The sequence below is a fragment of the Variovorax multivorans genome (genome assembly GCF_051216835.1).
Taxonomy (GTDB): domain Bacteria; phylum Pseudomonadota; class Gammaproteobacteria; order Burkholderiales; family Burkholderiaceae_C; genus Variovorax.
Map to the genome: position 1 here is coordinate 168,102 of NZ_JBPJZL010000003.1, position 26,852 is coordinate 194,953.

At 68.0% G+C, this 26,852-nt stretch carries 26 protein-coding genes; 15 read left to right on the forward strand and 11 right to left on the reverse strand.

The window, feature by feature from the left end; translation table 11 throughout:
• Window positions 1-15 precede the first annotated feature (15 nt).
• Window positions 16-1,134, reverse strand: coding sequence for a threonine synthase (locus ACSFCA_RS07795; protein ID WP_258353210.1), 1,119 nt, complete (start codon window positions 1,132-1,134; stop codon window positions 16-18).
• 202 nt (window positions 1,135-1,336) lie between these two features.
• On the opposite strand from ACSFCA_RS07795, the gene ACSFCA_RS07800 reads away from it, so the two are divergent.
• Window positions 1,337-2,257: a LysR substrate-binding domain-containing protein gene (locus ACSFCA_RS07800; protein WP_258353209.1), complete on the forward strand. Its 921-nt coding sequence runs from the start codon at window positions 1,337-1,339 to the stop codon at window positions 2,255-2,257.
• Between the two features lie 11 nt (window positions 2,258-2,268).
• On the opposite strand, the gene ACSFCA_RS07805 is transcribed toward ACSFCA_RS07800, so the two are convergent.
• The 3 genes from ACSFCA_RS07805 to ACSFCA_RS07815 all read right to left on the reverse strand — a co-directional run bounded on the left by ACSFCA_RS07805 (window position 2,269) and on the right by ACSFCA_RS07815 (window position 7,729).
• Window positions 2,269-2,937 (reverse strand): hypothetical protein, encoded by a 669-nt coding sequence (locus ACSFCA_RS07805; RefSeq protein WP_435459334.1) that lies wholly within the window; start codon window positions 2,935-2,937, stop codon window positions 2,269-2,271.
• Between the two features lie 146 nt (window positions 2,938-3,083).
• Window positions 3,084-4,091, reverse strand: coding sequence for a response regulator transcription factor (locus ACSFCA_RS07810; protein ID WP_093057426.1), 1,008 nt, complete (start codon window positions 4,089-4,091; stop codon window positions 3,084-3,086).
• 23 nt (window positions 4,092-4,114) lie between these two features.
• The gene (locus ACSFCA_RS07815) at window positions 4,115-7,729 is read right to left on the reverse strand and encodes a hybrid sensor histidine kinase/response regulator (RefSeq protein ID WP_435459333.1); all 3,615 of its coding nucleotides are present in this window, start codon (window positions 7,727-7,729) and stop codon (window positions 4,115-4,117) included.
• A 104-nt stretch (window positions 7,730-7,833) separates the two neighbouring features.
• Between ACSFCA_RS07815 and ACSFCA_RS07820 the strand changes: the two genes are divergently transcribed.
• The 7 genes from ACSFCA_RS07820 to ureG all read left to right on the forward strand — a co-directional run bounded on the left by ACSFCA_RS07820 (window position 7,834) and on the right by ureG (window position 13,011).
• The gene (locus tag ACSFCA_RS07820) at window positions 7,834-8,136 is read left to right on the forward strand and encodes an urease subunit gamma (RefSeq protein ID WP_093057424.1); all 303 of its coding nucleotides are present in this window, start codon (window positions 7,834-7,836) and stop codon (window positions 8,134-8,136) included.
• A gap of 25 nt (window positions 8,137-8,161) precedes the next feature.
• The gene (locus ACSFCA_RS07825) at window positions 8,162-8,761 is read left to right on the forward strand and encodes a HupE/UreJ family protein (protein ID WP_093077503.1); all 600 of its coding nucleotides are present in this window, start codon (window positions 8,162-8,164) and stop codon (window positions 8,759-8,761) included.
• Between the two features lie 8 nt (window positions 8,762-8,769).
• Window positions 8,770-9,075: an urease subunit beta gene (locus ACSFCA_RS07830; RefSeq protein ID WP_021008918.1), complete on the forward strand. Its 306-nt coding sequence runs from the start codon at window positions 8,770-8,772 to the stop codon at window positions 9,073-9,075.
• On the forward strand, window positions 9,075-10,793 hold the full coding sequence (ureC, locus tag ACSFCA_RS07835; RefSeq protein WP_258353205.1) for an urease subunit alpha: 1,719 nt from the start codon (window positions 9,075-9,077) through the stop codon (window positions 10,791-10,793). The genes ACSFCA_RS07830 and ureC overlap by 1 nt, the downstream gene beginning before the upstream one ends.
• Window positions 10,794-10,881: 88 nt before the next feature.
• The gene (gene ureE / locus ACSFCA_RS07840) at window positions 10,882-11,484 is read left to right on the forward strand and encodes an urease accessory protein UreE (protein ID WP_435459332.1); all 603 of its coding nucleotides are present in this window, start codon (window positions 10,882-10,884) and stop codon (window positions 11,482-11,484) included.
• A 182-nt stretch (window positions 11,485-11,666) separates the two neighbouring features.
• Window positions 11,667-12,344 carry an urease accessory protein UreF gene (locus ACSFCA_RS07845; protein WP_258353203.1) on the forward strand — a complete coding sequence of 226 codons (678 nt, stop codon included), beginning with the start codon at window positions 11,667-11,669 and terminating at the stop codon, window positions 12,342-12,344.
• Window positions 12,345-12,360: 16 nt separating this feature from the next.
• On the forward strand, window positions 12,361-13,011 hold the full coding sequence (gene ureG, locus ACSFCA_RS07850; protein WP_093077507.1) for an urease accessory protein UreG: 651 nt from the start codon (window positions 12,361-12,363) through the stop codon (window positions 13,009-13,011).
• Between the two features lie 15 nt (window positions 13,012-13,026).
• Here the strand turns inward: ureG and ACSFCA_RS07855 are convergent, their stop codons facing one another.
• A complete protein-coding gene (locus ACSFCA_RS07855) occupies window positions 13,027-13,206 on the reverse strand; it encodes a DUF3606 domain-containing protein (protein ID WP_258353202.1) in 180 nt (59 codons plus the stop codon).
• 229 nt (window positions 13,207-13,435) lie between these two features.
• Here ACSFCA_RS07855 and ACSFCA_RS07860 point away from each other — a divergent pair, with 229 nt between their 5' ends.
• Entirely contained in the window at window positions 13,436-14,917 is a 1,482-nt protein-coding gene (locus ACSFCA_RS07860) for an ATPase domain-containing protein (RefSeq protein ID WP_258353201.1), read from the forward strand.
• Window positions 14,914-16,494 (forward strand): hybrid sensor histidine kinase/response regulator, encoded by a 1,581-nt coding sequence (locus tag ACSFCA_RS07865; protein WP_435459331.1) that lies wholly within the window; start codon window positions 14,914-14,916, stop codon window positions 16,492-16,494. Before ACSFCA_RS07860 ends, ACSFCA_RS07865 begins: the two co-directional genes overlap by 4 nt.
• 10 nt (window positions 16,495-16,504) lie before the next feature.
• Here ACSFCA_RS07865 and ACSFCA_RS07870 read toward each other — a convergent pair whose 3' ends face one another.
• The 4 genes from ACSFCA_RS07870 to ACSFCA_RS07885 all read right to left on the reverse strand — a co-directional run bounded on the left by ACSFCA_RS07870 (window position 16,505) and on the right by ACSFCA_RS07885 (window position 19,264).
• Complete coding sequence (locus ACSFCA_RS07870; protein WP_258353199.1) at window positions 16,505-17,035, reverse strand: hypothetical protein; 531 nt, start codon at window positions 17,033-17,035, stop codon at window positions 16,505-16,507.
• Window positions 17,036-17,138: 103 nt separating this feature from the next.
• Window positions 17,139-17,750: an ATP-binding protein gene (locus ACSFCA_RS07875; RefSeq protein WP_435459330.1), complete on the reverse strand. Its 612-nt coding sequence runs from the start codon at window positions 17,748-17,750 to the stop codon at window positions 17,139-17,141.
• Complete coding sequence (locus ACSFCA_RS07880; protein ID WP_258353197.1) at window positions 17,750-18,010, reverse strand: hypothetical protein; 261 nt, start codon at window positions 18,008-18,010, stop codon at window positions 17,750-17,752. Before ACSFCA_RS07880 ends, ACSFCA_RS07875 begins: the two co-directional genes overlap by 1 nt.
• A gap of 93 nt (window positions 18,011-18,103) precedes the next feature.
• Window positions 18,104-19,264, reverse strand: coding sequence for a porin (locus tag ACSFCA_RS07885; protein WP_435459329.1), 1,161 nt, complete (start codon window positions 19,262-19,264; stop codon window positions 18,104-18,106).
• 211 nt (window positions 19,265-19,475) lie between these two features.
• Here ACSFCA_RS07885 and ACSFCA_RS07890 point away from each other — a divergent pair, with 211 nt between their 5' ends.
• The 3 genes from ACSFCA_RS07890 to ACSFCA_RS07900 all read left to right on the forward strand — a co-directional run bounded on the left by ACSFCA_RS07890 (window position 19,476) and on the right by ACSFCA_RS07900 (window position 23,339).
• Window positions 19,476-20,144, forward strand: coding sequence for a nuclease-related domain-containing protein (locus tag ACSFCA_RS07890; protein WP_258353196.1), 669 nt, complete (start codon window positions 19,476-19,478; stop codon window positions 20,142-20,144).
• Window positions 20,145-20,221: 77 nt separating this feature from the next.
• Complete coding sequence (gene bamA, locus ACSFCA_RS07895; RefSeq protein WP_258353195.1) at window positions 20,222-22,636, forward strand: outer membrane protein assembly factor BamA; 2,415 nt, start codon at window positions 20,222-20,224, stop codon at window positions 22,634-22,636.
• Between the two features lie 16 nt (window positions 22,637-22,652).
• The gene (locus tag ACSFCA_RS07900; RefSeq protein ID WP_258353194.1) at window positions 22,653-23,339 is read left to right on the forward strand and encodes a response regulator; all 687 of its coding nucleotides are present in this window, start codon (window positions 22,653-22,655) and stop codon (window positions 23,337-23,339) included.
• Window positions 23,340-23,374: 35 nt separating this feature from the next.
• Here ACSFCA_RS07900 and ACSFCA_RS07905 read toward each other — a convergent pair whose 3' ends face one another.
• Together ACSFCA_RS07905 and ACSFCA_RS07910 are read right to left on the reverse strand one after the other, a co-directional pair.
• A complete protein-coding gene (locus tag ACSFCA_RS07905) occupies window positions 23,375-24,226 on the reverse strand; it encodes an intradiol ring-cleavage dioxygenase (protein ID WP_435459328.1) in 852 nt (283 codons plus the stop codon).
• A complete protein-coding gene (locus tag ACSFCA_RS07910; RefSeq protein ID WP_258353192.1) occupies window positions 24,223-24,381 on the reverse strand; it encodes a hypothetical protein in 159 nt (52 codons plus the stop codon). The genes ACSFCA_RS07905 and ACSFCA_RS07910 overlap by 4 nt, the downstream gene beginning before the upstream one ends.
• Window positions 24,382-24,539: 158 nt before the next feature.
• Between ACSFCA_RS07910 and ACSFCA_RS07915 the strand changes: the two genes are divergently transcribed.
• Window positions 24,540-26,159, forward strand: coding sequence for an ATP-binding protein (locus tag ACSFCA_RS07915; protein ID WP_258353191.1), 1,620 nt, complete (start codon window positions 24,540-24,542; stop codon window positions 26,157-26,159).
• Window positions 26,156-26,845 carry a response regulator gene (locus tag ACSFCA_RS07920; RefSeq protein ID WP_093057410.1) on the forward strand — a complete coding sequence of 230 codons (690 nt, stop codon included), beginning with the start codon at window positions 26,156-26,158 and terminating at the stop codon, window positions 26,843-26,845. The genes ACSFCA_RS07915 and ACSFCA_RS07920 overlap by 4 nt, the downstream gene beginning before the upstream one ends.
• Window positions 26,846-26,852 lie beyond the last annotated feature (7 nt).

Below are 26,852 nucleotides of genomic sequence, written 5' to 3' on the forward strand. Positions count from 1 at the left end.
AGTTCCTGAAGGAAGTTAGATCGGGCGGTCGGGCCAGCTCGGGTCGCCGGTCGCGTTGGCGGTCAGCATCAGCACCACGTGCGCATCGGCAGCGATGGCGTTGCTCTCGCGCAGCTGGCGCAATGCGGCCAGGCCGCCCGCCGCGCACAGCTCAGCACTGACGCCGACCGAGCTGAGCAGCCGCCGCGCGGCGCGCGCTTCGTCGTCGCCCACGACCACCGCCCCACCGCCCGTGGCGGTCGCGGCCTGCCACTGCAGGTAGGTGACGGTGGCCCCCGCGGTGGAAAACTGCGCGGTGTGGCCCGGGTAGCTGCCATTGATGGCGCCGCCCGCGAGCACGCGCGCCAGGCGCGGGAATGGCTCCACCAGCCAGAGCCTGGGCAGGCGCGCGATGCGCCCCGCGGCCATCAGGTCGCGAAAGCCCGCATAGATGCCCCAAGCCAGGTCGCCGCGCGCGGTGGGAATCACGATGTGATCCGGCAGGCCGCCATCGGCCACGCATTCGAGCGCGATCGGCTTGTAGCCCTCGATGGCCAGCGGAGCACTGCCCAGCGCGGGCAGGCGGTAGTTGGTCAGTGCGAAGTAGCCAGGGTGCTGCGAACGCTCGCGCACGAAGGCCCAGCGGCCCGCGTTGTCGGCGAAGACATAGCGCCGCGCACCAAGTGCGTCGAGCTGCCGCGTGTAGGTGGCCGGCATGCCCTCATAGGTCGCCACTTCGCAGCCCAGGCCCGCGGCCCATGCATAGTGCGCAGCCGACACGGCCGCGTTGCCCGACGAGGCCAGCACCAGCGTGTGGGCGTCGAAGTCGAGCGCCTGCGCCACGCCCACCGCCGTCATGCGGTCCTTGTGCGAGCCGGTGGGGTTACGCGATTCGTCCTTGAGGGCCAGGCGCGCCACGCCGAACTGCTGCGCCAGCTCCGGCATGTCCTGCAGCGGCGTCTGCCCCTCCCCCAGCGCGAAGCCGGAGGTGTAGGGCATGGGTATCGCCTCGGTGCTGTCGGGCAGGTAGCTGGCGCGCAGCGCCACGTGGAAGCCCGCGCGCTTGCATGCGGGACAGCCGTCGTGCGACAGCGTGACCGGGTAGAGCGCATCGCATCGCAGGCATTGCAGGCCGCGCAGGTTCGGGTTGCGCATGGGCTTGGGTGCCTGGTCACGCACCAACCCCAAGGGATTACCCGGAGGATGAGCCAGGGGATCCGGGGGAGGAGCGGCGAACTTGAAGTCCAGAACGGGCAATGTCGTCACGGGTGATGCGTCAGAAGTTGTGACCAAATCTTATGCAATCGGAAATAAAATTATGCAGCCTCAGATACTCAACCGATAACAAAACTTATCGATGCGATTCGGCGAGATCGAAACCTTCCGGGCACTCATGCGCGGCAGCTCCACCCGCAAGGCCGCTGCATTGCTGCATGTGACGCAGCCCGCCATCAGCCAATCGCTCAAGCGCCTCGAGACGCAAGCGGGGATGCTGCTGTTCCAGCGCACCGGCGGGCGGCTGGTGCCCACGCCCGAGGCACGCGCACTTTGGGTCGAGGTAGAGCGGGTGTTCATCGGCATGGACGCCATCGAGCACCGCGTGCGCAGCCTGCGCGACTTCGGCGTCAGCCAGCTGGAGCTGAGCAGCTTTCCGGCCTACGGCCTGGGCTTCATGCCGCGCGCATTGGCACGGTTGAAGGCGCACCGCGGCGCGAGCCCCTGGCCGCAGGTGTCGCTGCAGGTGCTGAGCTCCAAGGACGTGCGCGACCGCGTGGCCATGGGCATCTCCGACTTCGGGCTGATGGCCGACGAGCTCTCGCTCGAAGGCATCGACCACTCCACCTTCTCGCGCTTTCCCGGCGTGGTGGTGATGCCGGCAGGCCACGCGCTGGCCCGCTTCAAGACCATCAAGCCGGAGCAGCTGGCCGAGGCGCCCTTTCTCTCGCTCAACCCCGAAGACCCTTCGCACCAGCGGCTCGAAGCGGCATTGGCCCCGCACGGCGTCGCGCTGCGGGTGCTGGTGCAGACGCCTTATGCGGCCAGCGTGTGCGAGATGGCGCTGCGCGGCCTGGGCGTGGGGCTGGTCAACCCGATCACCGCGCTCGACTACGCGGAGCGCGGGCTGGTGGTGCGCAAGTTTTCGATTGACGTGTACTTCACCTGCCTGCTGGCGCTGCCGGCAGGCAAGGTGCTCTCGGCCACAGCGCGGGATTTCATTTCGCTCATGCGCCAGCAGCTGGCCGAGGACGAGAAGCGGATACAGCGCTACCTGCGCTGATCACCAGCGGTTCACTTCCAGCTGAACTCGTGGTTCAGCCCGATCACGAAGCCGCGCACGCCCTGCGGCCCGGTGCGCGATGTGCTCACATCCACGCTGATCAGCGGCGTGATGCTGAAGCGCCCTCCGATGCGCGAGGTCCAGAGGCCCGCCGCCCGGTTGCGTTCCGCGATGAGCGACACGGTGTCGTTCAGCGCCCATTCGACGCCGATGCCGCCGCGCGGCGTGCGCGCACCGGTTCCGTTGGCCCAGTCGGCGCCCACGTTGGCGTGGATCTGCAGGCTCTCGAGCGGCCGCCACGTCAGGGGCACCACGAACTGCCCGCCCGCGCGGCCACCGCGCTTCAGGTCGAACACCGCGCCCATCGACACGGCGGCGCTGAACGGCGCGTCAGCCGCCTGCCCGTAGAAATTCCACTTGAGCTGCGGTCCGCCGGTGACCGAATGAATGCCACTCACCGAGGTGCGGTCGAAGTTCAGTCCCAGCTCGACCGGCCCGACGCGGCAGGCAGGCCCGAAGTGAAAGCCCGTGACAGGCTCCACACCCGTGCGGCCCCACCAGGTCTCGTACTGGCATTGGCCCGGGTCAAGCGTGCTGGCATCGTCCACGTCGAAATGCCCCGCGGCATGTGCGCCCGGGCCCGCGGCCAGGTTCGCGAACAGGCAGGAAGCAGCAAGCATCCAGCCGCTGCATGGCGGTCGGGTTGTTGTTCTGTCGTGCCTGTTGTTCTTCATCGTGCGCGTCCCGGAGCCCTCGAACCATTCTAGGGACGCCGAAAGTAGTCGCCATGACGCAGGCGGCGCCGGCGGCATTCAGCCGGCCTTCTTCAGATCTCGAACTGGGGCTGCAGCTCGCGGATGCGCTTGATCGCCACGCCGGCCGCGGCCGTGCGCGTCTCCACGCCGAGCTTCACGTACACCCGCTCCAGGTGCTTCTTGGCGGTGGCCGGGCTGCTGCCCAGGATTTCGCCGATGTCCTTGTTGGTCTTGCCCTTGACCACCCAGTAGAGCACTTCGGCCTCGCGCGCCGTGAGCTTCAGGCTCAGGCTCATGGCTTCGATGACGGCGGTGTCGGACACCTCGCGCATGATGATCATCCACTCGTCGCCGTCGTCGTCGCTGCTGGTCTGCTGGTGCAGCCGCAGCGTGAGGCTGCTCGCGCCCTGCACGATCGACAGCGCCGGCGGCTCGATGCCGCGCTGACGCGCATCGGGCGTGTGGCTGCGCAGCCATTCGAGCACGGCGGGCGGCGTCTCTGGCGCGCGCGTGTCGCAGTAGCGCTGCAGCAGGTCGCGCGCGAGCGCGGTCTGCCAGATCAGCCGGCCTTCGGGCAGGCGCACGGTGATGCTGGCGTAGCCGAAGGCATCGAGCGCATTGCGCGCCTGGCCGGCCTGCCGCGCGTCCTGCCGCGCGCGGCGCGCGCCCTGCAGGTGCACGTTCATGCGCGCCAGCACTTCCTTCGGCTTGATGGGCTTGGTGACGTAGTCGACCCCGCCGGCTTCGAGTGCTGCCACAAGGTGTTCGGTCTCGGTGAGCCCCGTCATGAACACGATGGGAATGTGCGCCGTAGCCGCATCGGCCTTGAGGCGGCGCGCGACCTCGAAGCCGTCGATGCCCGGCATCATCGCGTCGAGCAGCACGATGTCGGGCCGCGCCTGCGCGGCGCGCTGCAACGCCTGCTCGCCGTTGGTGGCAATGAGCACGGTGTAGCCCGATTCGTCGAGCGCGTCGTGCAGCACCGCGAGGTTGTCGGGCACGTCGTCGACGATCAGCACGAGATCGCTGTTGGCACCCTGCTGTTCGCGCAGGGTCTTGGCGAGTGGTGAGGTTTCCATGGCGGGAGGTGGCGTCGTCGAAGTCATGCGGCGCTTTCGACGGCGTCGGCCAGCGCGCGGCTCATGGCCTCGAACTGGAACTGTCGCGCCAGCACGCGCTGGGCTTCGGTCCACGATGCGCACTCGGGCTGCGCGGCGTCGATGTCGTCGAGCTGGTTCATGATGCCGCGAAAGTAGCCCAGGCTCACGGCCTCGTCGAGCGCGCGCAGGCGGGCCAGCGAAGGCGCCTGCATCGCACGCGGTGCCACAGCCGCGGCGGGCCTGGCGGCGGTGTCGGTCCATTGCAGCCCGAGCCGGCGTTCGAGCCAATCGAGCAGCTCGGTGTGGCGCACGGGCTTGACGAAGAAATCTTCCGGCGCAATGCCCACGTCGTTGTCCAGCCCCTTGTCGAAAGCGTTGGCCGAGACGATGGCCACCGATGCCTCGGTCAGCCCCAGCTTGCGCGCACGGCGAATGGTTTCCCAGCCGTCGATGCCGGGCATCGCGAGGTCGACGAACATCGCATCGGGCCGGTAGCCGGCCGCGATGAGGTCGAGCGCATCGTGCCCGCTGGCCGCGCTGCGCAGCTCGAAGCCCAGCGGCGCGAGCACATGGCCCAGCAGGTCGCGGTCGGCCTCCTCGTTGTCGACCACCAGCAGGCGGCGGCGCGGGCCTTCGTAGCCGCGTCGCGCGCGCTGCACCGGCATCGGGCGGCCGGTGCCGGCCACGGTGTCGTGCACGCGCGGCAGGAACAGCCGCACGCAGAACAGCGAGCCTTCACCCGGCGTGCTTTGCACCTTCATCTCGCCGCCCATCAGGTCGGTGAGCATCTTGGCGATGGTGAGCCCCAGCCCCGCGCCCGGTGCGGCCGACATGCCTGCGGCATTGCCGCGCGCAAAGGGTTCGAAGATGCGCTCGATGTCCTCGGCCGGCATGCCGGGGCCCGTGTCCTCGATCTCGATGGACGCGAACTCGCGCGCATAGGCCAGCCGCAGCGTGACCTGCCCAACTGCCGTGAACTTGATCGCGTTGCCCAGCAGATTGATGAGAATCTGCAGCACGCGCTTTTCATCCGCGCGCACCACCTCGGGCAAGGGCCCCGCCGCCTCGAAGCGGAACTGCAGCCCCTTCTCCGCCGCCTGCAGCTCGAACATGTCGGCCAGCTCGCGCAGCGTGTCGGCAAAGCGCATCGGCCGCGCATGCAGCGTGAGCTTGCCGGCCTCGATGTGCGCGATGGCCAGCGTGCCTTCGATGAGCGACAGCAGATGCTCCCCGCCTCGCTTGATGACCGCCACCGCCTGCTGGCGGTGCGGCGGCACCGAGTGGTCTTCGCCCATCAGCTGCGCGTAGCCCAGGATGCTGTTGAGCGGCGTGCGCAGCTCGTGGCTGATGGCGCTGATGTAGCGGCTCTTCGCCTGGTTGGCCTGGTCGGCGGCCTGCTTGGCCAGCTCGGCTGCGAGCTTGGCCTGCTCCGCGATTTCGCGGGCTTCGTCGGCTGCCTGCTTGGCGGCCTGCAGGGCGCGATCGGTCTCGCGGTGCAGCTCTATTTCGCGCACCAGCAGATGGGTCTGGCGGTTCGATTCTTCCTGCGCCACCTTGCGACTCTGGTGCGCCAGCACCAGCCACCACGCGACGATGCCCGCGATGACCAGCAGCGCCATGTACGCCTTGAGGAAGCCCGAGCGCAGCGACAGCTTCTGCACGCCGGCCAGCGCCGCGGCCACGTCGGCCTCCGACGCCAACTCCAGTGCACCCTCGCCGAAGGCGCGCAGCTCCTGCTGGTAGAGCACGCCGAACACCACGGCCAGCAGCGGCACGATGACGAGCATCAGCAGCAGGAAGTGCCCCAGCCCGGTGTCCAGGTAGCGCCAGCTGCGCCGCGGCAGCAGCCAGCGCAGCACCGTCGACCATTGCGACGACAGGCTCGCATGCGGCTTGCACAAATCGCCGCAGCGTGCGTCGAGCGTGCAGCACAGCGAGCAGATCGCGCCCTGGTACGCCGGGCAGTGCGCCATGTCCGGCCCCTCGTACTCGCGCTCGCAGATCACGCAGTGCTGCACTTTCAGGCGCTGGTAGCTCCCCGTTTCGACTTTCGCCCAGCGCACCGCGCGCGGGCCCTCGGCAGGTGCGAAGGCCACGGCGCCGTGGGCCTCGTCGGAACCGCGCGCCAGGTAGTACTTGCCCCCCGTCGCCCAGGCCAGCAGCGGCGAGGCCACCAACGCCGTGCCCAGCGCTATCAACGCCGAGAACGCCTGCGCCAGCGGCCCGAACACGCCCAGGTGCGCCGTGATCGACAGCACCGACGCCAGCGCCATCGCGCCCACGCCCACCGGGTTGATGTCCCACAGGTGCGCGCGCTTGAACTCGATGCCCGGTGGCGACAGCCCCAGCGGCTTGTTGATGACGAGGTCTGCCACCACCGCCATCATCCATGCGATGGCGATGTTGGCGAACAGGCCGAGCACGTCGCCCAGCGCCTCGAACACGTTCATCTCCATCAGCATGAAGGCGATGAGTGCGTTGAACACCACCCACACCACACGCCCCGGATGGCTGTGCGCCACGCGCGAGAAGAAGTTGCTCCAGGCCAGCGAGCCCGCATAGGCATTGGTGACGTTGATCTTGAGCTGCGAGATCACCACGAACAGCGCCGTGGCCGCCACCGCCCAGCCGTAGTTCGGAAACACGTACTCGTAGGCCGCGAGGTACATCTGGTTCGGATCGACCGCGCGGTCGGCCGGCACCATGTGCGTGATCGCCAGATAGGCCAGCAGCGCCCCGCCCAGCATCTTGAGCACCCCCAGCACCACCCAGCCCGGGCCCCCGGCCAGCACCCCGGCCCACCAGCGGCGCGCCGTGGTTGCGGTTCGCGCGGGCATGAAGCGCAGGTAGTCGGCCTGCTCGCCCATCTGCGTGATCAGCGCAATGCCGACCGTCAGGGCAGCGCCAAACAGGTGCAGATCGAAACCCTTGGTGCCGGAACGAACCCCGTTGTAGTGCACGATGCCCGCAAACGCACCAGGATCGCGCACCAGTACATAGGCAAAAGGCACCACCAGCATCAGCAGCCACAGCGGCTGTGTCCACAACTGCAGCCGGCTGATGGCCGACACCCCGTGCGTGACCAGCGGAATCACCACCAGCGCACACACCAGGTAGCCCCAGACCGGCGGGATGCCCAGCGCCAGTTCCAGCGCATAGGCCATCACAGCCGCCTCGAGCGCGAAGAAGATGAAAGTGAAGCTCGCGTAGATCAGCGAGGTGAGCGTGGAGCCGATATAGCCGAAGCCCGCGCCGCGCGTGAGCAGGTCCATGTCGACGCCGTAGCGCGCCGCGTACACGCTGATCGGCACGCCCGCCAGGAAGATGATGAGCCCCGTCGCCAGGATCGCCCAGAAGGCATTGGCAAAGCCGTACTGCACCAGCAGCGTGGCGCCCACCGCCTCCAGGATCAGGAACGACGCCGCCCCGAAGGCCGTGTTGGCCACCCGCCATTCGGACCACTTGCGAAAGCGCTGCGGCGTGTAGCGCAGTGCGTAGTCTTCCAGCGTCTCGCTGGCCACCCAGCTGTTGTAGTCGCGCCGCACCTTGACGATGCGCTGCGGCGCGTCGTCAGGGGTGGTGGGTACGGCGTCGGGGTTCACACCGTTTCGGTGCATCTTTCATGCCACCCGTACGGCTTTTGGCGAACAGGGCACGACTGTTGCAAAGAAGCCGGCTTGCCCATAATGGCCGCCACTCTCCGCCACCCGATGCCGACCCCATGGAACTGACTCCGCGCGAAAAAGACAAGCTGCTGATCTTCACCGCAGCGCTGCTCGCCGAACGCCGCAAGGCCCGCGGCCTGAAGCTCAACTACCCCGAAGCCATTGCCCTGATCTCGGCCGCCGTGATGGAAGGCGCCCGCGACGGCAAGAGCGTCGCCGAGCTCATGAGCGACGGGCGCGCCGTGCTCACCCGCGCCGACGTGATGGACGGCATCGCCGAGATGATTCCGGACATCCAGATCGAAGCCACCTTCCCCGACGGCACCAAGCTGGTCACCGTGCACCAGCCCATCGTCTGAAATTCAAAGAACAAAAGGACTTTCCATGCGCCACAACGCCTCCAGAACCCTCGCCCTGCTCGCTCTCCTGCTGCCTCTTGCAGCCAGCGCCCACACCGGCGTCGACGGCGGCCTGCACCACGGCTTCACCACCGGCTTCCTGCATCCGCTGACCGGCGCCGACCACCTGGCCGCGATGGTCGCGGTCGGCTTCTGGAGCGCCCTGGCCGCGCGCCGCGCCTGGCCCGACCTGCTGTGGGCGCCGCTCGCATTCGCCGGCATGCTGCTGGTGGGCGCACTGATGGGCCTGGCCGGCGTGCAGCTGCCGGCGGTCGAGCCGATGATCGCGGCCTCGCTGCTGGTGCTGGGCCTGCTGGTCGTCACGCGCGTGCATCTGCCGGCGGTGGTGGCCATGGCGGTGGTCGGCGTGTTCGCGGTGTTCCATGGCGTGGCCCACGGCTACGAGCTGGCCAGCGAACAAGGCGCGGCCCTCACGCTGGCCGGCATGGTCTGCGCCACGTTGCTGCTGCACGCCGCCGGCATCGCAATGGGCTGGGCCCTGCGCCACGCCAACGCATGGGTGCCGCGCGTGGCCGGCGCCGCAGTGCTCGGCCTGGGCGCGACGCTGCTGGCCCAAGCCATCTGAGGCTGGCCATGATCCCTGGCGAACTCCTCACCGACGACGGCGAGCACGCGCTCAACCCCGGCCGCCGCACCCTCACGCTGGTGGTGCAGAACACCGCCGACCGGCCGATCCAGGTCGGCTCGCACTATCACTTTGCCGAGACCAACGGCGCGCTCGGCTTCGACCGCGAGGCCGCGCGCGGCATGCGGCTGAACATCGCCTCGGGCGCAGCGGTGCGCTTCGAGCCGGGCCAGCAGCGCACGGTCGAGCTGGTCGATTTTTCCGGCGATCGCATCGTCTACGGCTTTCGTGGCCTGGTTCAAGGAAAGCTCTGATGGCGACCATTTCAAGGCGTGCCTACGCCGAAATCTTCGGCCCCACCGTGGGCGACCGCGTCCGTCTTGCGGACACCGAACTGCTGATCGAGGTTGAAGCCGACTACACGCTGCGCGCCGGCGGCTACGGCGAAGAGGTGAAGTTCGGCGGCGGCAAGACGATTCGCGACGGCATGGCGCAGTCGCAGCGCACCAGGGCGCAAGGCGCCGTCGACACGGTATTGACCAACGCGCTCATCCTCGACCACTGGGGCATCGTCAAGGCCGACATCGGCCTGAAGGACGGCCGCATCGCCGCCATCGGCAAGGCCGGCAATCCCGACGTGCAGCCAGGCGTGGACATCGTCATCGGCCCGGGCACCGAGATCATCAGCTGCGAGGGCAACATCGTCACCGCAGGCGGCATCGACAGCCACATCCACTTCATCTGCCCGCAGCAGATCGAAGAGGCGCTGTCTTCCGGCGTAACCACCATGCTCGGCGGCGGCACCGGCCCCGCCACCGGCACCTTCGCGACCACGGCTACACCCGGCCCCTGGCACATCGAGCGCATGCTGCAGGCGGCCGACGCGTTTCCGATGAACCTGGGCTTCCTCGGCAAGGGCAACGCCAGCCTGCCGCACGCGCTGCACGAGCAGATCGAAGCCGGCGTCATCGGCCTGAAGCTGCACGAAGACTGGGGCACCACGCCCGCGGCCATCAGCAACTGCCTGGACGTGGCCGACGCCACCGACACGCAGGTGGCCATTCACAGCGACACGCTCAACGAATCGGGCTTCGTCGAGAACACGATTGCAGCCGTGGGCGGACGCGCCATCTGCGCCTTTCATACCGAAGGCGCGGGCGGCGGGCACGCGCCCGACATCCTGCGCGTGGTGGGCGAGGCCAACTTTCTGCCCTCTTCCACCAACCCCACGATGCCCTACACCGTGAACACGCTCGACGAACACGTCGACATGCTCATGGTGTGCCACCACCTGGACGCCGGCATCGCAGAAGACCTGGCCTTCGCCGAGTCGCGCATCCGCAAGGAAACCATTGCCGCCGAAGACGTGCTGCACGACCTGGGCGCCATCAGCATGTTCAGCTCCGACAGCCAGGCCATGGGCCGCGTGGGCGAAGTCATCATCCGCACCTGGCAGACCGCGCACAAGATGAAGCTGCAGCGCGGCAAGCTGCCCGAAGATAACGAGCGCAACGACAACTTCCGCGCCAAGCGCTTCGTCGCCAAATACACGATCAACCCCGCCATTGCGCACGGCATCGCGCACGAGGTGGGTTCGCTGGAGGTCGGCAAGTGGGCCGACATCGTGATCTGGAAGCCGGCCTTCTTCGGCGTGAAGCCGTTCACCATACTGAAGGGCGGCACCATCGCAATGGCGGCGATGGGTGACCCGAATGCGTCGATCCCGACGCCGCAGCCGGTGCACTTTCGCCCGATGTTCGGTGCGTACGGCGGCTCGCTGGCAAAGAGCTCACTGACCTTCGTCTCGCAGGCCGGGCTGGCCTCGGGCATCAAGGAGCGCTACGGCCTGAGCAAGCACCTGAGTGCGGTAAAGAACATCCGCAATGTGCGCAAGAAGGACCTGATCCACAACAGCTACGCGCCGAAGATGGAGATCGATGCGCAGACCTACGCGGTGCGCGCCGACGGGCATCTGCTGACCTGCGAGCCGGCAAAGCTGCTGCCAATGGCGCAGCGGTATTTCCTGTTTTGAAGCCGGGGTATGCGCCTGCTTGACAGGCTGCGTATCCTCGAAGGTATTCATTCAGCCAACGAGCGCCCCGGGGCGCTCCCTTCGCACCATGCTCACCGCCAACAAACTCATGCCCCAGGGCCGCGGCCTTGCGCCCGTGCTGCTCAAGCGCGCTGCCACCATCGAGCTCGACTGGGACATCCGCCAGAAGAGCCGTTTCGACGCCACCGACTCGCAGGGCCGCCAGATCGGCGTGTTCCTGCCGCGCGGCACCGCCGTGCGGGGCGGTGACGTTCTCGTGGCTGAAGACGGTTCGCTGGTGCGCGTGATCGCTGCGCCGCAGCCAATACTGCGCATCACGCACTGCACGGCCCATGGCACGCCCTTCGACCTGACGCGCGCGGCCTATCACCTGGGCAACCGGCACGTGCCGATCGAGTTGAAGCCCGACCACCTCAAGATCGAGCCCGACCATGTGCTGGCCGACATGCTGCGTTCGATGCACCTGATCGTCGTGGCGGTCGATGAGGCTTTCGAGCCCGAGGGCGGTGCATACGGATCGCACGAGCATTCGCACGGCGGTGGTCACGGTCATGACCACGGACATTCCCACAGCAATGGCCCGAAGCCGCTCGTGCTCGCGCCGGAGTTGCTCGACGACCATGACCACTCGCACGGTCACGACCACAGTCATCATGGTCACTCGCACTGAGATGAAATTGCGTCGATGCGTTGTTCGTCGTTCCGACCGCGCCCATGTGCGAATGGCACCGGGTGCTCCCCGCAGCGAAATAAAGGAGGAGCCGAAGGCGGGGGACATTCGCGGAGGGGAGCACCCGGTGTCATTCGCACGCACCCCGGACACGCAAATACAGCGCGCGCTGAAAAGCTGACATGCCAGACCCAGCCGCTCAAAGCCTCCTCCAGCTAATTTGGCTGGCCTCCCCAGCCCTGCCCGTAGGCGGCTTCTCGTATTCCGAAGGCGTCGAGGCCGCAGTCGAATGGGCCGGCATCGATTCCGAACCGCGCGCAGCCGAATGGCTCGCCGACCAGTTGCATCTGAGCTTCGCTCGCGGCGACCTCGCAGCCTTCGCGCAAGCCGTCATGGCCTGGCGCGCCAACGACACTCAACGCATTCGCCAACTCAACGAATGGGTGATGACCACCCGCGAATCGGCCGAATTCTTCCTGCAGACCGAACAGATGGGCCGCTCCTTCGTCGAGTGGCTCAAGCTGCATCACGCTGACACCGCCGAAGTCTTCGCCGACCTGCCTGCGAGCTACCCCATCGCCTTCGCCTTTGCAGTGAGCCGCACCGGTGCCACGGTGCACGACGGCTGCCTGGCCTTTGCCTTTGGCTGGGCCGAGAACATGGTCGCCGCAGCCGTCAAGGCCGTGCCGCTGGGCCAGAGCGCGGGCCAGCGCATCCTCGGGCGGCTGGCGCAGGAAATCCCTGAGGCCGTGACACGCGCCATGGCCCTCGGCGACGACGAACGCCAGGCCTTCGCACCCCTGCTGGCTGTGTTGTCGGCCCGCCATGAAACACAATATTCCCGCCTCTTCCGAAGCTGAACCGGACACCTCCTCCATGACCTCCGCCCTGCACCACATCCCCCATCGCACCAAGAAATTGCCCCCGCTGCGCGTGGGCATCGGCGGCCCGGTCGGCTCGGGCAAGACCACGCTGCTCGAAATGCTCTGCAAGGCGATGCGCGACAAGTACGACCTGATCGCCATCACCAACGACATCTACACCAAGGAAGACCAGCGCCTGCTGACCGTGGCCGGTGCGCTGCCTGCCGAACGCATCATGGGGGTGGAGACGGGCGGCTGCCCGCACACCGCCATCCGCGAAGACGCCTCGATCAACCTCGAAGCCATCGACCGCATGCTCGAAGACTTTCCGAACGCCGACATCGTGTTCGTCGAGTCTGGCGGCGACAACCTCGCGGCCACCTTCAGCCCCGAACTGTCGGACCTCACGATCTACGTGATCGACGTGGCGGCCGGCGAAAAGATTCCGCGCAAGGGCGGCCCCGGCATCACCAAGAGCGACCTCTTCGTGATCAACAAGACCGACCTCGCGCCCTACGTTGGCGCCAATCTCGACGTGATGGAGCAGGACACGCAGCGCATGCGCCGCCAGCGCCCCTACGTGATGACGAACCTCAAGACGCTCACAGGCGTGGCCGAAGTGGTGGCATTCATCGAAGAGCGCGGCATGCTCGCCGCGGGCTGAGGCCTCCGGAAAGAATCAAGGCAGGCCGAGGTAGACCCGCAGGTCGTCCTTGGCGGTGCCCGCCGAGGCCACTGCGATGCGCAGGCGCTCTTCGCTCACGCCGAACCACTGGGTCCAGTAGTCGACCTCCTTGAGGTCCGTGACGTCGATCCGTTCATCGTCCTGGGGAATGCGGATCTGGGTGTCTTCGCGCATCGTCTTCTCCTGAAGAGCCAAATTAAGAAGGAAGGGCGGCGGGAGCCGGTAGGGCAGTTTCTCCATCCGCCCTACCCGGCCAGCCGGACGATTCCGCTGCCCCGTGCAGGACATTTCCCATAGTCGCTCCCCGTGGCGCGCCATGCGGCGCCGTCCTGCACGCGGCCCCACGGCTTCGATGTTTGAATTTGGCATTGACCTCATTCACTCATGGAATGGAGAAGCCACCATGGAGCCTGATCACCAGCGACTGCTGAGCGTGGGCGTACCGGGCCTGAACGACGTGCTCGGCGGCGGCCTCGAGCCCAACCGGCTCTACCTGCTCGAAGGCACGCCGGGCGCCGGCAAAACGACCATCGCGATGCAGTTCCTGCTCGAAGGCGCGGCGCGCGGCGAGTCGGTGCTGTACGTGACGCTGTCCGAAACCGAGCACGAGCTGCGCGGCGTGGCCGTCTCGCACGGCTGGGACATCTCCAGCATCCACGTGCGCGAGATGCTGCCCACGCAGGACAGCCTGCAGCCCGAGGAGCAATACACCATGTTCCACCCCTCCGAGGTGGAGCTGAGCGAAACCACGCTGCGCATCCTGAGCGACGTGGAGGCCATCAAGCCCTCGCGCATCGTGTTCGATTCGCTCTCCGAGTTGCGGCTGCTCTCGGGCACCTCGCTGCGCTACCGCCGGCAGATCCTGGCGCTCAAGCAGTTCTTCGCGGGGCGCCAGTGCACGGTGCTGCTGCTGGACGACATGACCGCCACCGAACACGACCTGCAGGTGCAGAGCATCGCGCACGCGGTGGTGAGGCTGGAGCAGTCGCACTCCGACTACGGCTCCGCGCGCCGCCGGCTGCTGGTCGTGAAATACCGGGGCCAGTCGTTCCGGGGCGGCTACCACGACTACAAGATTCACCGCGGCGGCCTGCAGGTGTTTCCGCGCCTGGTGGCGGCCGAGCACGTCAACGACACCGCGCTGACCAAGCTGCCCAGCGGCATCGAGGCGCTCGACGCGCTGCTGGGCGGCGGCCTCGAGAAGGGCACCAGCACCCTGTTCGTCGGCGCGCCGGGCACGGGCAAGTCGTCGGTGGCGGTGCGATTCGCCATTGCGGCGGCCGAGCGCGGCGAGACGGCCGCGCTCTTCATCTTCGACGAAAGCGTCAACACCCTGCGCACGCGCAGCGCCGGCCTGGGCATGTCGCTGGATCCCCACCTGCAATCGGGCCGCATCCGCATCAAGCAGGTCGACCCGGCGGAACTCTCCCCCGGCGAGCTGGTGCACGAGATCCGCCAGGCCGTGACGCAGCACGGCGCGAAGGTGGTCGTCATCGACAGCCTGAACGGCTACCTCAACGCGATGCCAGACGAGCGCTTTCTGATCGTGCAGCTGCACGAGCTGCTCACCTACCTCGGGCAGGCCGGCGTGGCCACGCTGCTGGTCGGCGCGCAGCACGGGCTCATCGGCATGCAGATGCAGACACCTGTGGACGCCAGCTACCTTGCCGACGCCGTGGTGCTGCTGCGCTACTACGAGGCCGAAGGCGAAGTGCGCCAGGCCATCTCGGTGCTCAAGAAGCGCGGCGGCGCGCACGAGCGCTCCATCCGTGCGTTCTCGATGGACCAGCGGGGCCTGAACGTAGGAGAGCCGCTGCGCCATTTCAGAGGCATCCTGACTGGCGTGCCCGTGCCGATCGACGGCATTGCCACGCCAACGCAGTGACCGACGGCCCCACGATCCAGCTGCCGCAGCTGCGAGACCCGCAGCTGCGCGTGCTCATGAGAACGGCCACCGCGAAGGACGCCGTGATGGCCGCCGCCGTGCTTCTGCGCGCCGGCATCGAGACACAGGTGTGCGCCGACCTCCCCGAACTGCTGCGCGAAACCGAACGCGGCGCCGGCGCTCTGCTGGTGTCCGAAGAAATGCTCGCGGGCAGCGGCGCCACCGAACTCGCCGCGGCCGTGGCGGCCCAGTCCCCCTGGTCCGACCTGCCGGTGCTGATACTCGCGCGGCAAGGCGCCGATTCGCGCGCCATCACCACCGCCATGGAAGGCATGGCCAACGTCACCGTGCTGGAGCGCCCGATCCGCGTGGCCTCGCTGGTGAGCGCACTGCGCAGCGCACTGCGCGCACGGCGGCGGCAGTACGAGCTGCGCCGCATCCTGGAAGATCTCAACGAGGCCGACCGGCGCAAGACCGAATTCCTGGCCACCCTGGCGCACGAGCTGCGCAACCCGATGGCACCGCTGAGCACCGCGCTGGCCATCCTCAAGCGCAAGCCGCTCACGTCGGAAGCCGCCCGGCCCTACTACGACCTCATGGGCCGCCAGCTCGACCACATGGTGCGGCTGGTGAGCGACCTGATGGAGGTCTCGCGCATCACGCGCGGCAAGATCGAGTTGCAACTGGACGAGCTCGCGCTCGACCAGGTGATCCGCGGCGCGGTGGAGCTCAGCCGCCCGCTGATGGACGCCGGCCGCCACACGCTCGGGTTGCACGTCGCCGATGCCTCGCTGGCCTTGAAGGGCGACGGCGTGCGCCTCACGCAGGTGTTCGCGAACCTGCTGAACAACGCCGCCAAGTACACGCCCGAGGGCGGACGCATCGACGTGTTCGTCGAGCACGACGGCCACGGCCATGCAGTGGTGCGCGTGAAAGACAGCGGCGCGGGCATTCCATCCACCATGCTGGGCGCGATCTTCGACATGTTCGTGCAAGTGAGCGGCACCGCGCGCGCCGCGCAGGGCGGCCTGGGCATCGGCCTCACGCTGGTCAAGAGCATGGTGGAGCTGCACGGCGGCACGGTCAGTGCCAGGAGCGACGGCGCGAACCAGGGCAGCGAGTTCACCGTGTCCCTGCCGCTGCTCGACCACGGGTTGCGGGCCGGCGCGAAGGCCGGAGCCTCGGAGGCGACGATGGCGGTGCAGCACCGCATTCTGGTGGTGGACGACAACCGCGACGCGGCCGAGTCACTCGGGGCACTGCTGGGCCTGCTCGGCGCGCAGGCGACCGTGGCTTTCAGCGGCCTGGATGCGCTGGCGAAGGCCGAGCACTTCCAGCCTTCGGTCGCCATCCTGGACATCGGCATGCCCGGCATGGACGGCTGCGAACTGGCGCGCCGCCTGCGGACGCATCCGCGGCTGCATGGCATCGGGCTGATCGCGCTCACGGGCTGGGGCCAGCCCGACGACCGACTGCGCGTTGCGCAGGCCGGCTTCGACCATCACCTGCTGAAGCCGGTCGATGTAGAGGAACTGGCGGTGGCGCTGCAAAAGCTCGATCAGCGCGGCGCCGCCTGAGGCACCCCGTTCAGAGTTCGCTGCCGTCGCGCAGCTGCCGCGCCTTGTAGACCAGCCGCACGCTCGCACGGCGCGGGTCGCTGACCTGCTGCACGTAGACGTCGGTGTCATTGCTCACCCAGGCGGCGTACGCGCTGCCCGGGTCGCGCGATGCGAGTTCGTTGCCGAACGCCCCGCGGCCCCATTGCACCAGTGCCGCGAAGGCTGCGGCGCCGTTGTCGGGCGTGGCCTGCGCCGCCGCGACGTATTCGACGCGTCGCAGCTCCGAGGCGGCGAAGAAGAAGGTCGGCTCGAACAGCAGCCCGGCCATCTCGACCGGCGCTGCACGCCAATTGCCGACGAGGCCGCCGCCGAGGCGCTGCGGCCGCTGCACGCGCTCGGCGGCAGGCAGCACGGCCTGCAGCTCCTCGGCCGTCATGCCCAGCCGGACGCCCGGCGGCAGGGCCTGCGCATGCAGCGCACCGGCGGCGAGAAGGGTCGCGCTCGCAGCGAGCGCACGGAGAAAAGTCGTCAGGAAAACAAGAGATCGCACGTCTGGCATCGGGGAAAGCGGCGGCACCGTGGGACCGCGAGTATGACGCGGAGTTTCACGAGGCCCGTCCCTGCCGGCCTTGCGTCGATCAGTCAGTCAATCAATCAATCGATCAGTGAGCGCGCTCGTCGGCCAGCAACGGCAGGCGCAGTGTCAGTCCCAGCACGCCGCCGGCATCCGGGGCTGAATAGATGCGTCCACCATGATGGCCGGCAATGCGTTCGCAGGCCTTGGCACTGGCCCCCGCAATCGCGGCCTGCGCGGTGTCGAAAAACCGCGCAAGCGGCGGGCGCACGTCGACGGCATCGAGGTCGTGCCAGTGAATCACGGCCTGCGTGCCTTCCGCATGCGCGCGAACCTGCAGCGTGGCCCCCGCGCGCATCACGATGGCCGCGTAGTCCGTCACCTTGGCGAGCAGTTCGCGCAGCTCGGCCTCGATCGCCAGCACGGGCACGGCCTCAGCCGGCAGCTGGATGTCGAGGCGGATGCCCTGACAGTCCGGGGCGGCGTCGAGCAGCGGTCGCAGGTCCTGCACGCGGCTCGCGCTCATCCTTTGCTGCGCCTCACTGCGGGCTTGTGCCGCGAGCTCGCGCGCCTTTGCGCCGTTCCGCATGTTGGCGATGAACAGCGAGGCCATCAAGCAAACCACGCCGCCAAGGCCGAGAAGAATCACGCCGGCGATGATGGCGCCGAGGCTGCCGGAATGCAGTTGTCCCCCGCTCATCAGCGCGCTCCCGGGGCTTGTTGAATGTCGGGCTCGCCCGGCATGCCGCGTGCGCAGCCGCCCTGCACGCCGCCGTAGGCGTCGCACGCGGCCCATCCGGGAGGTGGCGGCCTGGGGGCGCCGTAGAACATCGGCGGTGGCCCTTCGCCGCGAAAGCCCGGTGGTGGCGGGCGATACGGCATGGGCGGCGGGGGCAGCATGATGCAGCCGGTCAGGCCGGTGGCAGCCAGCACGCCCGCGAGGAGTGCAATTCGGTTCATTGGAAGAAGCTCACTGCTGGGTAGAAAACGAAAAAGCCGCGCGGAAGAAAAAGAGCGCGTGCTCCTCTTCTCCCGCGCGGCGCGCGTCCTGCATCAGAACGCGTGGCGGATACCGAAGTCGTAGCCGGTGGAAGAGCGCGGCAGGCCCGTGTAGCTGGTGCCCGTGCTGCCGTAGCCCGTGGTGCTGGCCGACACCAGGCTGCCCGTGTAGTTCACGTCGTTGCGGTTGTTCACGCGCGCCACCGTCGCATACAGCGCCGTGCGCTTGGACAGGTTGTGCACGTAGCCAACTGCGAACTTGCGCGCCATCGGGTCTTCGCCCGTGATGCCGGCCGTGCCTTCGTTGTAGCGCACTTGCGAGTACGCCACGCGGATCAGGCCTGCGCCCACCGGCACGGTCGCGCCGATCAGGTAGCCGTTGTAGGTGTCGTGCGTGTCAGCCGCTGCCGCGTAGTCGAACTTGTTCTTCACGTTCGACAGCTCGCCGAACAGCTTCACAGGACCGAAGTCGTACGAAGCGCCCAGGTTGATGGTCTGCACCCTGCGCTCCAGCGCGGTGGTGTCCACGACGGTGCTCTGGCCCACGGCCAGTGCCACGTCCAGGGGACCGTTGGCGTAGCCGAAGCGGCCACCGACGTAGCGCCCAGCCGTGCTGCTGGAAGCTGCAGTGGTGCTGGTGGCGTCGGTGCTGGCGTTCTCGTGCAGGCTGTACTGCACCTGGCCGTAGAAGCCGCCCAGGTTCGGCGGCAGGAAGTAGCCGATCGAGTTGCTGGCACGCACGTAGTTGGCGTTGTTGATGGTGGTGTTGCCGCTGACGGTGCTGATGACGTTGGTGCCCGAGCCGTTGGTGCCGAACGGATCGAACACGGTGTCGTTCCAGAAGGTGGCGGTGTAGTCGCGGCCCAGGCGCAGTTCGCCGAAGCCACCCGACAGGCTCACGGTGGAGCGGCGGCTGAAGGTGGACACGCCGGTGGCGCCGTCGTCGTTGGTGATGGGCGCTTCGAGCCAGAAGCTCGCTGCCAGCCCGCCGCCGAGGTCTTCGGTGCCGCGGAAGCCGATGCGGCTGGAGTTGTAGGCCGAGTTGCCCAGGCTGGTCTTGCTTTGCTTGACCGACGCGCCGGTGGTCGTGTCGCGCGAGGTGCTCGACTGGTAGGTCAGGCCAGCGTCCACGACGCCGAACAACGTGACGGACGATTGGGCAGAAGCCAGGCCGCAGACGGCCAGGGCAGCGAATGCCGTGAGGGTTTTCTTCATTCAGGGTTCTCCAGTTGCAGCGGCTCTCCATCGAGCAGCAGGCACGCATCGTCTCGTTCAAATTCGGAGGAATCTTGTGAATGCCTCTGCTTTGCGTGAACTGTTGTTTGCGTGCACTGCGCCGGGAGAAGCCCCGCACAACCGGAAGAAACACCTCACACAAGAAGTCTCCCAAAAGCAGCGCAATGCTCGGCGACCGAAGGAGTCATCCATGACCATTGCCATGCCAAGCACCGTCGCCACCTCGCTGGGTGTGCAGCAGCTGACCAGCGCATTCAGCCCCGCCTTTTCCTACCTGCGCATTCTTCGCAACCTCATCATTCCGATGCCCGAGGGGCATGCGGTGCGCACCGCGCGCATCGACGCCGTGGTGGTGTGCGAAACCGGCCTCTACCTGTTCGAAATCAAGGCCTGGCGCAACGCCTTTGTCTATCGCAAGAAGTCGGACCAGTCCCCACCGCGGTGGTTCTTGCGCCTGAACGGCGGCAAGAGCGCGCGCGAGGTGAAAGACCCCGCATGGCAGGGCGGACGCAAGACCACCCAGCTGCGCAGCCTGCTGCCCGAGGATCTGCGGCTGCAGTACTTCGTGCTGCTGCCGTGCGAAGGCATCGAGCTCGAAGGCGTGATGCCGGCGGCCGTCATCACCCAGCAGGACCTGCCCTACATCGCGCGCCTGGTGCGCAACAACGGGCGCACCGCGCGCACCTACCGTCTGCTCGACGAAGAGGCCGTCGACCGCACGGTGGAGCGCCTGCTGCAGATACAAGGGTCCCTGTCGCTCGAAGAGCATCTGCAGAACTGCCGAGAAAGAGCCGGGGTCGTCGCGGGCGAACAGGCGGCGCCAGCATGGCCGGCATCAAACGCCATGGGGTTGCAGTAATGTAAAGACCCCGAGCGGCCCGGGGCAGCCGGAGAAAAGTCCCAAATTTCTCCGACATTGGCAAAGACCATCCGTCGATGCACTTTCCCAAGTCCCTCGCAGCGGCCGGCGCGCTGCTTGCCTCTCTCGTCGCCCCTCTCGTCGCTCTTCCCGCCTGGGCCGTCGAACCGTTCACCGTCAGGGACATCAAGCTGGAGGGCCTCCAGCGCGTCGAACCCGGCACCGTCTTCGCCACCATGGGCCTGCGCGCCGGCGACACCTACAGCGACGAACGCGGCAGCGCCGCCATCCGCGAGCTGTTCAAGCTCGGCCTCTTCAAGGACGTGCGCATCGACGTGAACGGCAACGTGCTGGTGGTGGTGGTGGAAGAGCGCCCCTCCATCGCCGACGTCGACTTCGTGGGCACCAAGGAGTTCGACAAGGCCGCGCTGCAGAAGGCGCTGCGCGAGGTGGGCATCGCAGAAGGGCAGGCCTACGACAAGGCCCTGGCCGACCGAGCCGAGCAGGAGCTCAAGCGGCAATACATCAGCCGCAGTCTGTACAACGCGCAGGTCATCACCACCGTCACGCCGCTGGAGAACAACCGCGTGAACCTGACCTTCACGGTGACCGAAGGCGAATCGGCGCGCATCAAGGAAGTGCACGTGGTCGGCAACAAGGCCTTCAGCGAAAGCACGCTGCTCGACCTGTTCGACCAGGACACCGGCGGCTGGCTCGACTGGTACACCAAGTCCAACCAGTACTCGCGCACCAAGTTCAACGGCGACCTGGAGACGCTGCGCTCCTACTACATCACGCGCGGCTACCTGGAGTTCCGCATCGAGTCGACGCAGGTCGCCATCTCGCCTGACCGGCAGACGCTGACCCTCACCATCAACATCATCGAAGGCCAGAAGTTCGTGGTGGCCGGCGTGAAGCTCGCGGGCGACTATGTGGGCCACGAGGACGAGTTCAAGACGCTGGTGACCATCCGCCCCGGCGCGCCCTACAACGGCGAAGACGTGGCCGCCACCACAAAGGCCTTTAGCGACTACTTCGGCACCTTCGGCTACGCCTTCGCACGCGTGAAGGCCGAGCCCGAGATCGACCGCGAGAACAACCGCGTCACGCTGGTGCTGAAGGCCGAGTCCTCGCGCCGTGCGTACGTGCGGCGCATCAACATCGGCGGCAATGCGCGCACGCGCGACGAGGTGATCCGCCGCGAGTTCCGCCAGTACGAAGGCGCCTGGTACGACGGCAACAAGATCCGCGCCTCGCGTGACCGGGTCGACCGCCTGGGCTTCTTCACCGAGGTGAATGTCGACACCGTCGACGTGCCCGGCTCGCCCGACCAGGTCGACCTGGTGGTGAACGTGGCCGAGAAGCCGACCGGCTCGCTGCAGCTGGGCGCGGGCTACTCGTCCACCGACAAGGTCTCGCTGAGCTTCGGCATCACGCAGGAGAACGTTTTCGGCAGCGGCAACTACCTGGGGCTGAACGTGAACACGAGCTCGTACAACCGCACCATCTCGGTCACGGCGACCGACCCGTACTTCACCAAGGACGGCATCTCGCGCACGATCAACGTGTTTCACACCACCACGCGGCCGTACTACGAGGCCGACGGCAACTACAAGCTCGCGAGCGAAGGAGGCTCCATCCGCTTCGGCTTTCCGGTGGGCGAGCAGGACACGGTGTTTCTCGGCATCGGCCTGGAGCGCTGGTCGTTCACCCCCGGCACCAACGGCACCTACACGCTGGTCGATGGCTCGTACGTGTACACCGCGACGCCGCAGGCCTACCTGGACTACTTCAAGTGCACGGGCACCGCGCCGAGCGTGACCTGCGCCAAGTCGAGCGTGGTGGGCATCCCGGCCACGCTGGGCTGGTCGCGCGACGACCGCGACAGCGCGCTGGTGCCCACGCGCGGCCGGCTGCAGAGCGCCAACCTCGAAATCGGCGTGGGCAGCGAACTGCGCTACCTGAAGACCAACTACCAGTACCAGCAGTACTTTCCGCTGTCCAAGCAGTACACGCTGGCCATCAACGGCCAACTCGGCTATGCGCGGGCGCTGGGCGACAGCACCTACCCGATCTTCAAGAACTTCTACGCCGGCGGCCTGGGCTCGATCCGCGGCTTCGAGCAGAACTCGCTCGGCCCGCTCGACTCGGTCACGGCCGGTGCGCTCGGCGGCACGCGCAAGGCGATCTTCAACATGGAGTTCAGCACGCCATTCCCGGGTGCAGGCAACGACAAGACGCTGCGCATGTACACCTTCTTCGACGCGGGCAACGTGTTCGCCGACCGCACCGCCAGCCTGACGGACGCGCAATGGAAGGCGCAGAACCGCATTCGCGCATCTGCCGGCATCGGCATCAGCTGGATCTCGCCGCTCGGCCCGCTGCGGCTGGCCTACGCGGTGCCGCTGATCTACCAGAAGGAAGACACGGCCAACAACATCGCGGCCGACCGCACGCAGCGCTTCCAGTTCCAGATCGGAACCTCCTTCTGAGCGGAGTGCCCTGGCCATGGCTCGCATCCTGCTGGTGGAAGACGGGCGCGACAGCAGCGCCCCGCTGCTGCTCGGCCACCTGCAAGGCGCAGGCCACGAGGTCGAGCAGGTCGAAGACGGCTCGGCGGCGCTGGAGCGCATCCTGAGCATGCCGCCGGCGCTCACCCTGCTCGACATCGTGCTGCCGCGCATCGACGGCATCCAGGTGCTGGAGACGGTGCGCTCGCACGGCAACCACCCGATCATCATGCTGACGGCGCGCGCGCAGGAGGCCGACCGGCTGCTGGCGCTCGACCTGGGCGCCGACGACTATGTCTGCAAGCCTTTTTCGCCGCGCGAGGTGGTGGCACGCATCCACACGGTGCTGCGCCGGCATGCGCAGTGGCGCGATACGGCCGCCCGGCCCTCGACCGCGGTGCGCTTCGACGATCCGCGCGGCAACGCCTGCCTGGAGGGTCGCGCGCTGAGGCTGACGCGCCGCGAGCTGCTGCTGTTGCGGGCGCTGTCGCGCGACCCCGGCCGGGTGTTCACGCGCTCCAAGCTGCTCGAAGCCGCGTTTCCGGAGGCGTTCGACGTCAACGAGCGCGCGGTCGACGGGCACATCAAGAACCTGCGCAAGAAGCTCGCGGCCGCCGTGCCCTCGCACGACTGGATCCGCTCGGTCTACGGCGTGGGCTTCAGCTTCGCGGAGCGGCCGGCCTGAGCCCGCACGCCCGCTGCAAGCGCGGCTTGCGAGGCTCAGCCTTCGGCGCGCGGCGGCACCAACGCGCGGGCGCGCGCAGTGCCTTCCAGCGCACGGGGCCGCATCGGACGCATGCCACCGCCACCGGGGGGCGGCATGCCACCGGGCGGCGGGCCACCAGCTCCCCCAAAGCCAGCACCGGGCTGCGGCGGCCGGTCGACCACCGGGGTCGCCGCCGGGTCCACCACCAGCGCGAGCGTGGCAACGTAGCGCTGCCGCTCCTCGCGCACCGCGCCGAGCACCGTTGCGCCGGCCTTCAGCGCAATGCCGTCCACGCTGTTCAGCGTGTCGCGCAGCCGCGCGCGCTGGTAGAGCGGCATCTGCGTGTAGAGAAACTCGCTCAGCGCATCGGGCAGGAAGAACTGCGAGGTGAGCACGGCGTGCGCGCCCTTGATCACCTTGAAATGAATGTGCGTGGTGCGCCCCGCATACCAGCCCGGGTACACGGTGCCGAAGGACACGGCGCCTTCGCCGTCGGTGTGCTGGCTGCCGCGCAGGAAGGTCTTGCCTTCGAACGACTGGGCGCGGTCGTCGCCCTGCTCGCCGAAGCCCGAGTAGCGCCCCAGCGCGTCGCAGTGCCACAGGTCCACGCGCAGCTTGGGCAGCGGCCTGCCGGCCGCATCGCACACGGTGAAGCGCACGTCCAGCGGCACGCCGTCGAGCCCTTCGGTGATGTCGCGGCGCTCCAGTGCGAGGTCGAGGTAGTACGGCCCTTCGGTGGCCTGCGCGGTCAGCGGCAGGCGGCGCGGCGCGGCCAGTGCCGGGCCTGCCGATGCCGACAGGCCAGCGGCGCCGAGGGCGGCCAGCAGGCCGCGGCGCCCGGGGAGCAGCGAATCGGGGGATGTCATGGTGTCTTTTCCTTGTCGATCGGTCCGGCGCCGGGCGCGGAGGGCCGCGTGGCGCATCCCTCCGCCCAGAAGACGAACAGCGTCCACGCCTGGGCGATCAGCCAGAAAAACACCGTGATCGCCAGCTGCAGCGGCAGGTCCATGTGGGGGGTCATGGGCTGCATCGTGCGGGCCGATTCAGGAGAAATGGTGGAGAAAATTCCTCCCAATTTCCTCCACATTCGGCCGCAATGATCGGCCGCTTGCCCATGAAGTACCCCTTCGCCTGCCCGCCATGCATGCCGCAGAATGCGGCCATGCCTCCCCCCAGTCCATGCCTCACCTGACACTTTCCAGGAAGATTTTCCTGGCGCTGGCCGCCCTGTTGATCGTGCTGCTTATCAGCTTCGCGGGCCTGTCGATCATCGCGCTGCAACGCGGCCTGGGCTCCTACGTGGCCGAGATCGAGATCCGGCGCATGGACTGGCTCACCGACCTGCTGCTGAAGCACTACGTCGCCAACGGCGACTGGAAGAGCCTGCACGACAACGACGACGCCTGGCGCCGCCTGCAGATGGGCCGGATGGCTGCCCTGCTCGACAGCACCAGCAACGGCAGCAACGCCGGCGACGAGCGGCGGCTGCCACCCTGGTACGACTACCGCGCCATGCGCGGCGGCAATCCTTCCGCCCCTCCACAGCACGACAACGGCACCGACGGCAGCCCGCCACCCCCGCCCCCGTCGGAGACGACGCTGTCGTCACCACAGCTCGACCTGATGCCGCGCCGGCTGCCGACCATGCCGCCGCCGTGGTTCTTTCGCGATCCACGGGAGTCGCCCGACTCCATCTTCCAGCGGCTGGCCGTGCTCGACGCGCACGGCGCGCGCGTGGTGGGCGCCGACGTCGACCTGGCGAACGCCGCGCGCACGCCAATCCGGCGCGACCGCACGGTCGTCGGCTACCTGGCGCTCACGCCGCTGCAGGGCCTCGAAAGCGAGGCCGACCGCGCCTTCGTGGCGCGGCAGTCGGGCGTGATCGTGCTCACGGGCCTGTGCGGCCTCGGCTTCGCGCTGGTGCTGTCGTGGCTGCTGGCGCGCCGCTGGTTCAAGCCCATCGACGAACTCACGCAGGCCGCGCAAGACCTGGCGCGCGGCCGGCTCTCCACCCGCGTCGCGGTGCAGGGCTCGGACGAACTGGCGCTGCTCGGCCGCACCTTCAACGACATGGCGCAGCGCCTGGACACGGTCGAAGCCTCGCGCCGCGCCTGGCTGGCCGATGCGGCGCACGAGCTGCGCACGCCGCTGGCCGCCATGCGCGCGGAAATCGAGGCACTGCAGGACGGCGTGCGCACCTTTGACGAACGCACCGCGCTGCGGCTGCACCGGCAGGTGATACGGCTCGGCCAGCTGGTCGACGACCTGCGCAGCAGCATGCGCGAGCCGCAGAGCGACCTGCTCACTGCCACGGTGTTTCCGCTGTCGCTGCTGAAAGAAGCCCTCGACCACACGCGCGACCGCTTCGCCGCGCGTGGCATCACGGTGGACCGGCGCGCGATCGACCTCATCGGCGCCGCCGCGCAGCCGACCATCGACGGCGACGCGCACCGGCTGCACCAGGTCTTCATGAACCTGCTGGAGAACACACTGGCCTACACCGACCAGGGCGGCCAGCTACGCATCGACGTCACGGTCGAGGGCGCATGGACCGGCAACTGCCTCACCCTGCTGTTCGACGACAGCGCGCCGGGCGTGCCCGAGGCCGAACTGCCGCGCCTGTTCGACCGCCTGTTCCGCGGCGAGGCCTCGCGCAGCCGCGAACACGGTGGCTCCGGGCTCGGCCTTTCGATCTGCCGCGCGACCATCGAGACGCACGGCGGCACCATCGATGCGTCAGCCTCGCCCCTGGGCGGGCTGCGCGTGACCATCACCCTTCCACTGGCGACATCCTCATGACACGCATCGTCATCGTCGAAGACGAAACCGACATCGCCTCGGTGGTGCAGGACTACCTGCGCCACGCGGGCTACGAAACCGAGCACTTCACCGACGGGCAAAGCGCGCTGGAAAGCATCGTCGCCGCACCGCCCGACCTCACACTGCTCGACATCATGCTGCCGCGGCTCGATGGCATCGAGGTGCTGCGCCGCGCGCGCGAGCACACGGCGCACCCGATCATCATGCTGACCGCGCGCATCGAAGAGGTCGACCGGCTGCTGGGCCTGGAGCTGGGCGCCGACGACTACGTGTGCAAGCCCTTCTCGCCGCGCGAGCTGGTGGCGCGCGTGCGCGCCGTGCTGCGGCGCACCGCACCCGGACTGGCCCAGGGCTCGGCCTCGCAGAGCGACGCGCCGGGGCTGGTGCTCGACGACGTGCACTGGCGCGCGTCACTCGAAGGCACGCCGCTGAACCTCACGCGGCGCGAGTTCGGGCTGCTGCAGGTGCTGTCGCGGCACCCGGGGCGCATCTTCTCGCGCTCCCGCCTGCTTGAGCTGGCTTATGACGACACGGTGGACGTGACCGAACGCGCCATCGACAGCCACGTGAAGAACCTGCGCCGCAAGCTCGGCTCGGTCACGCCCGAGCACGACTGGATACGGTCGGTGTACGGCGTCGGCTTTGCATGGGAAGTGCCGGGCTAGCCGGTGG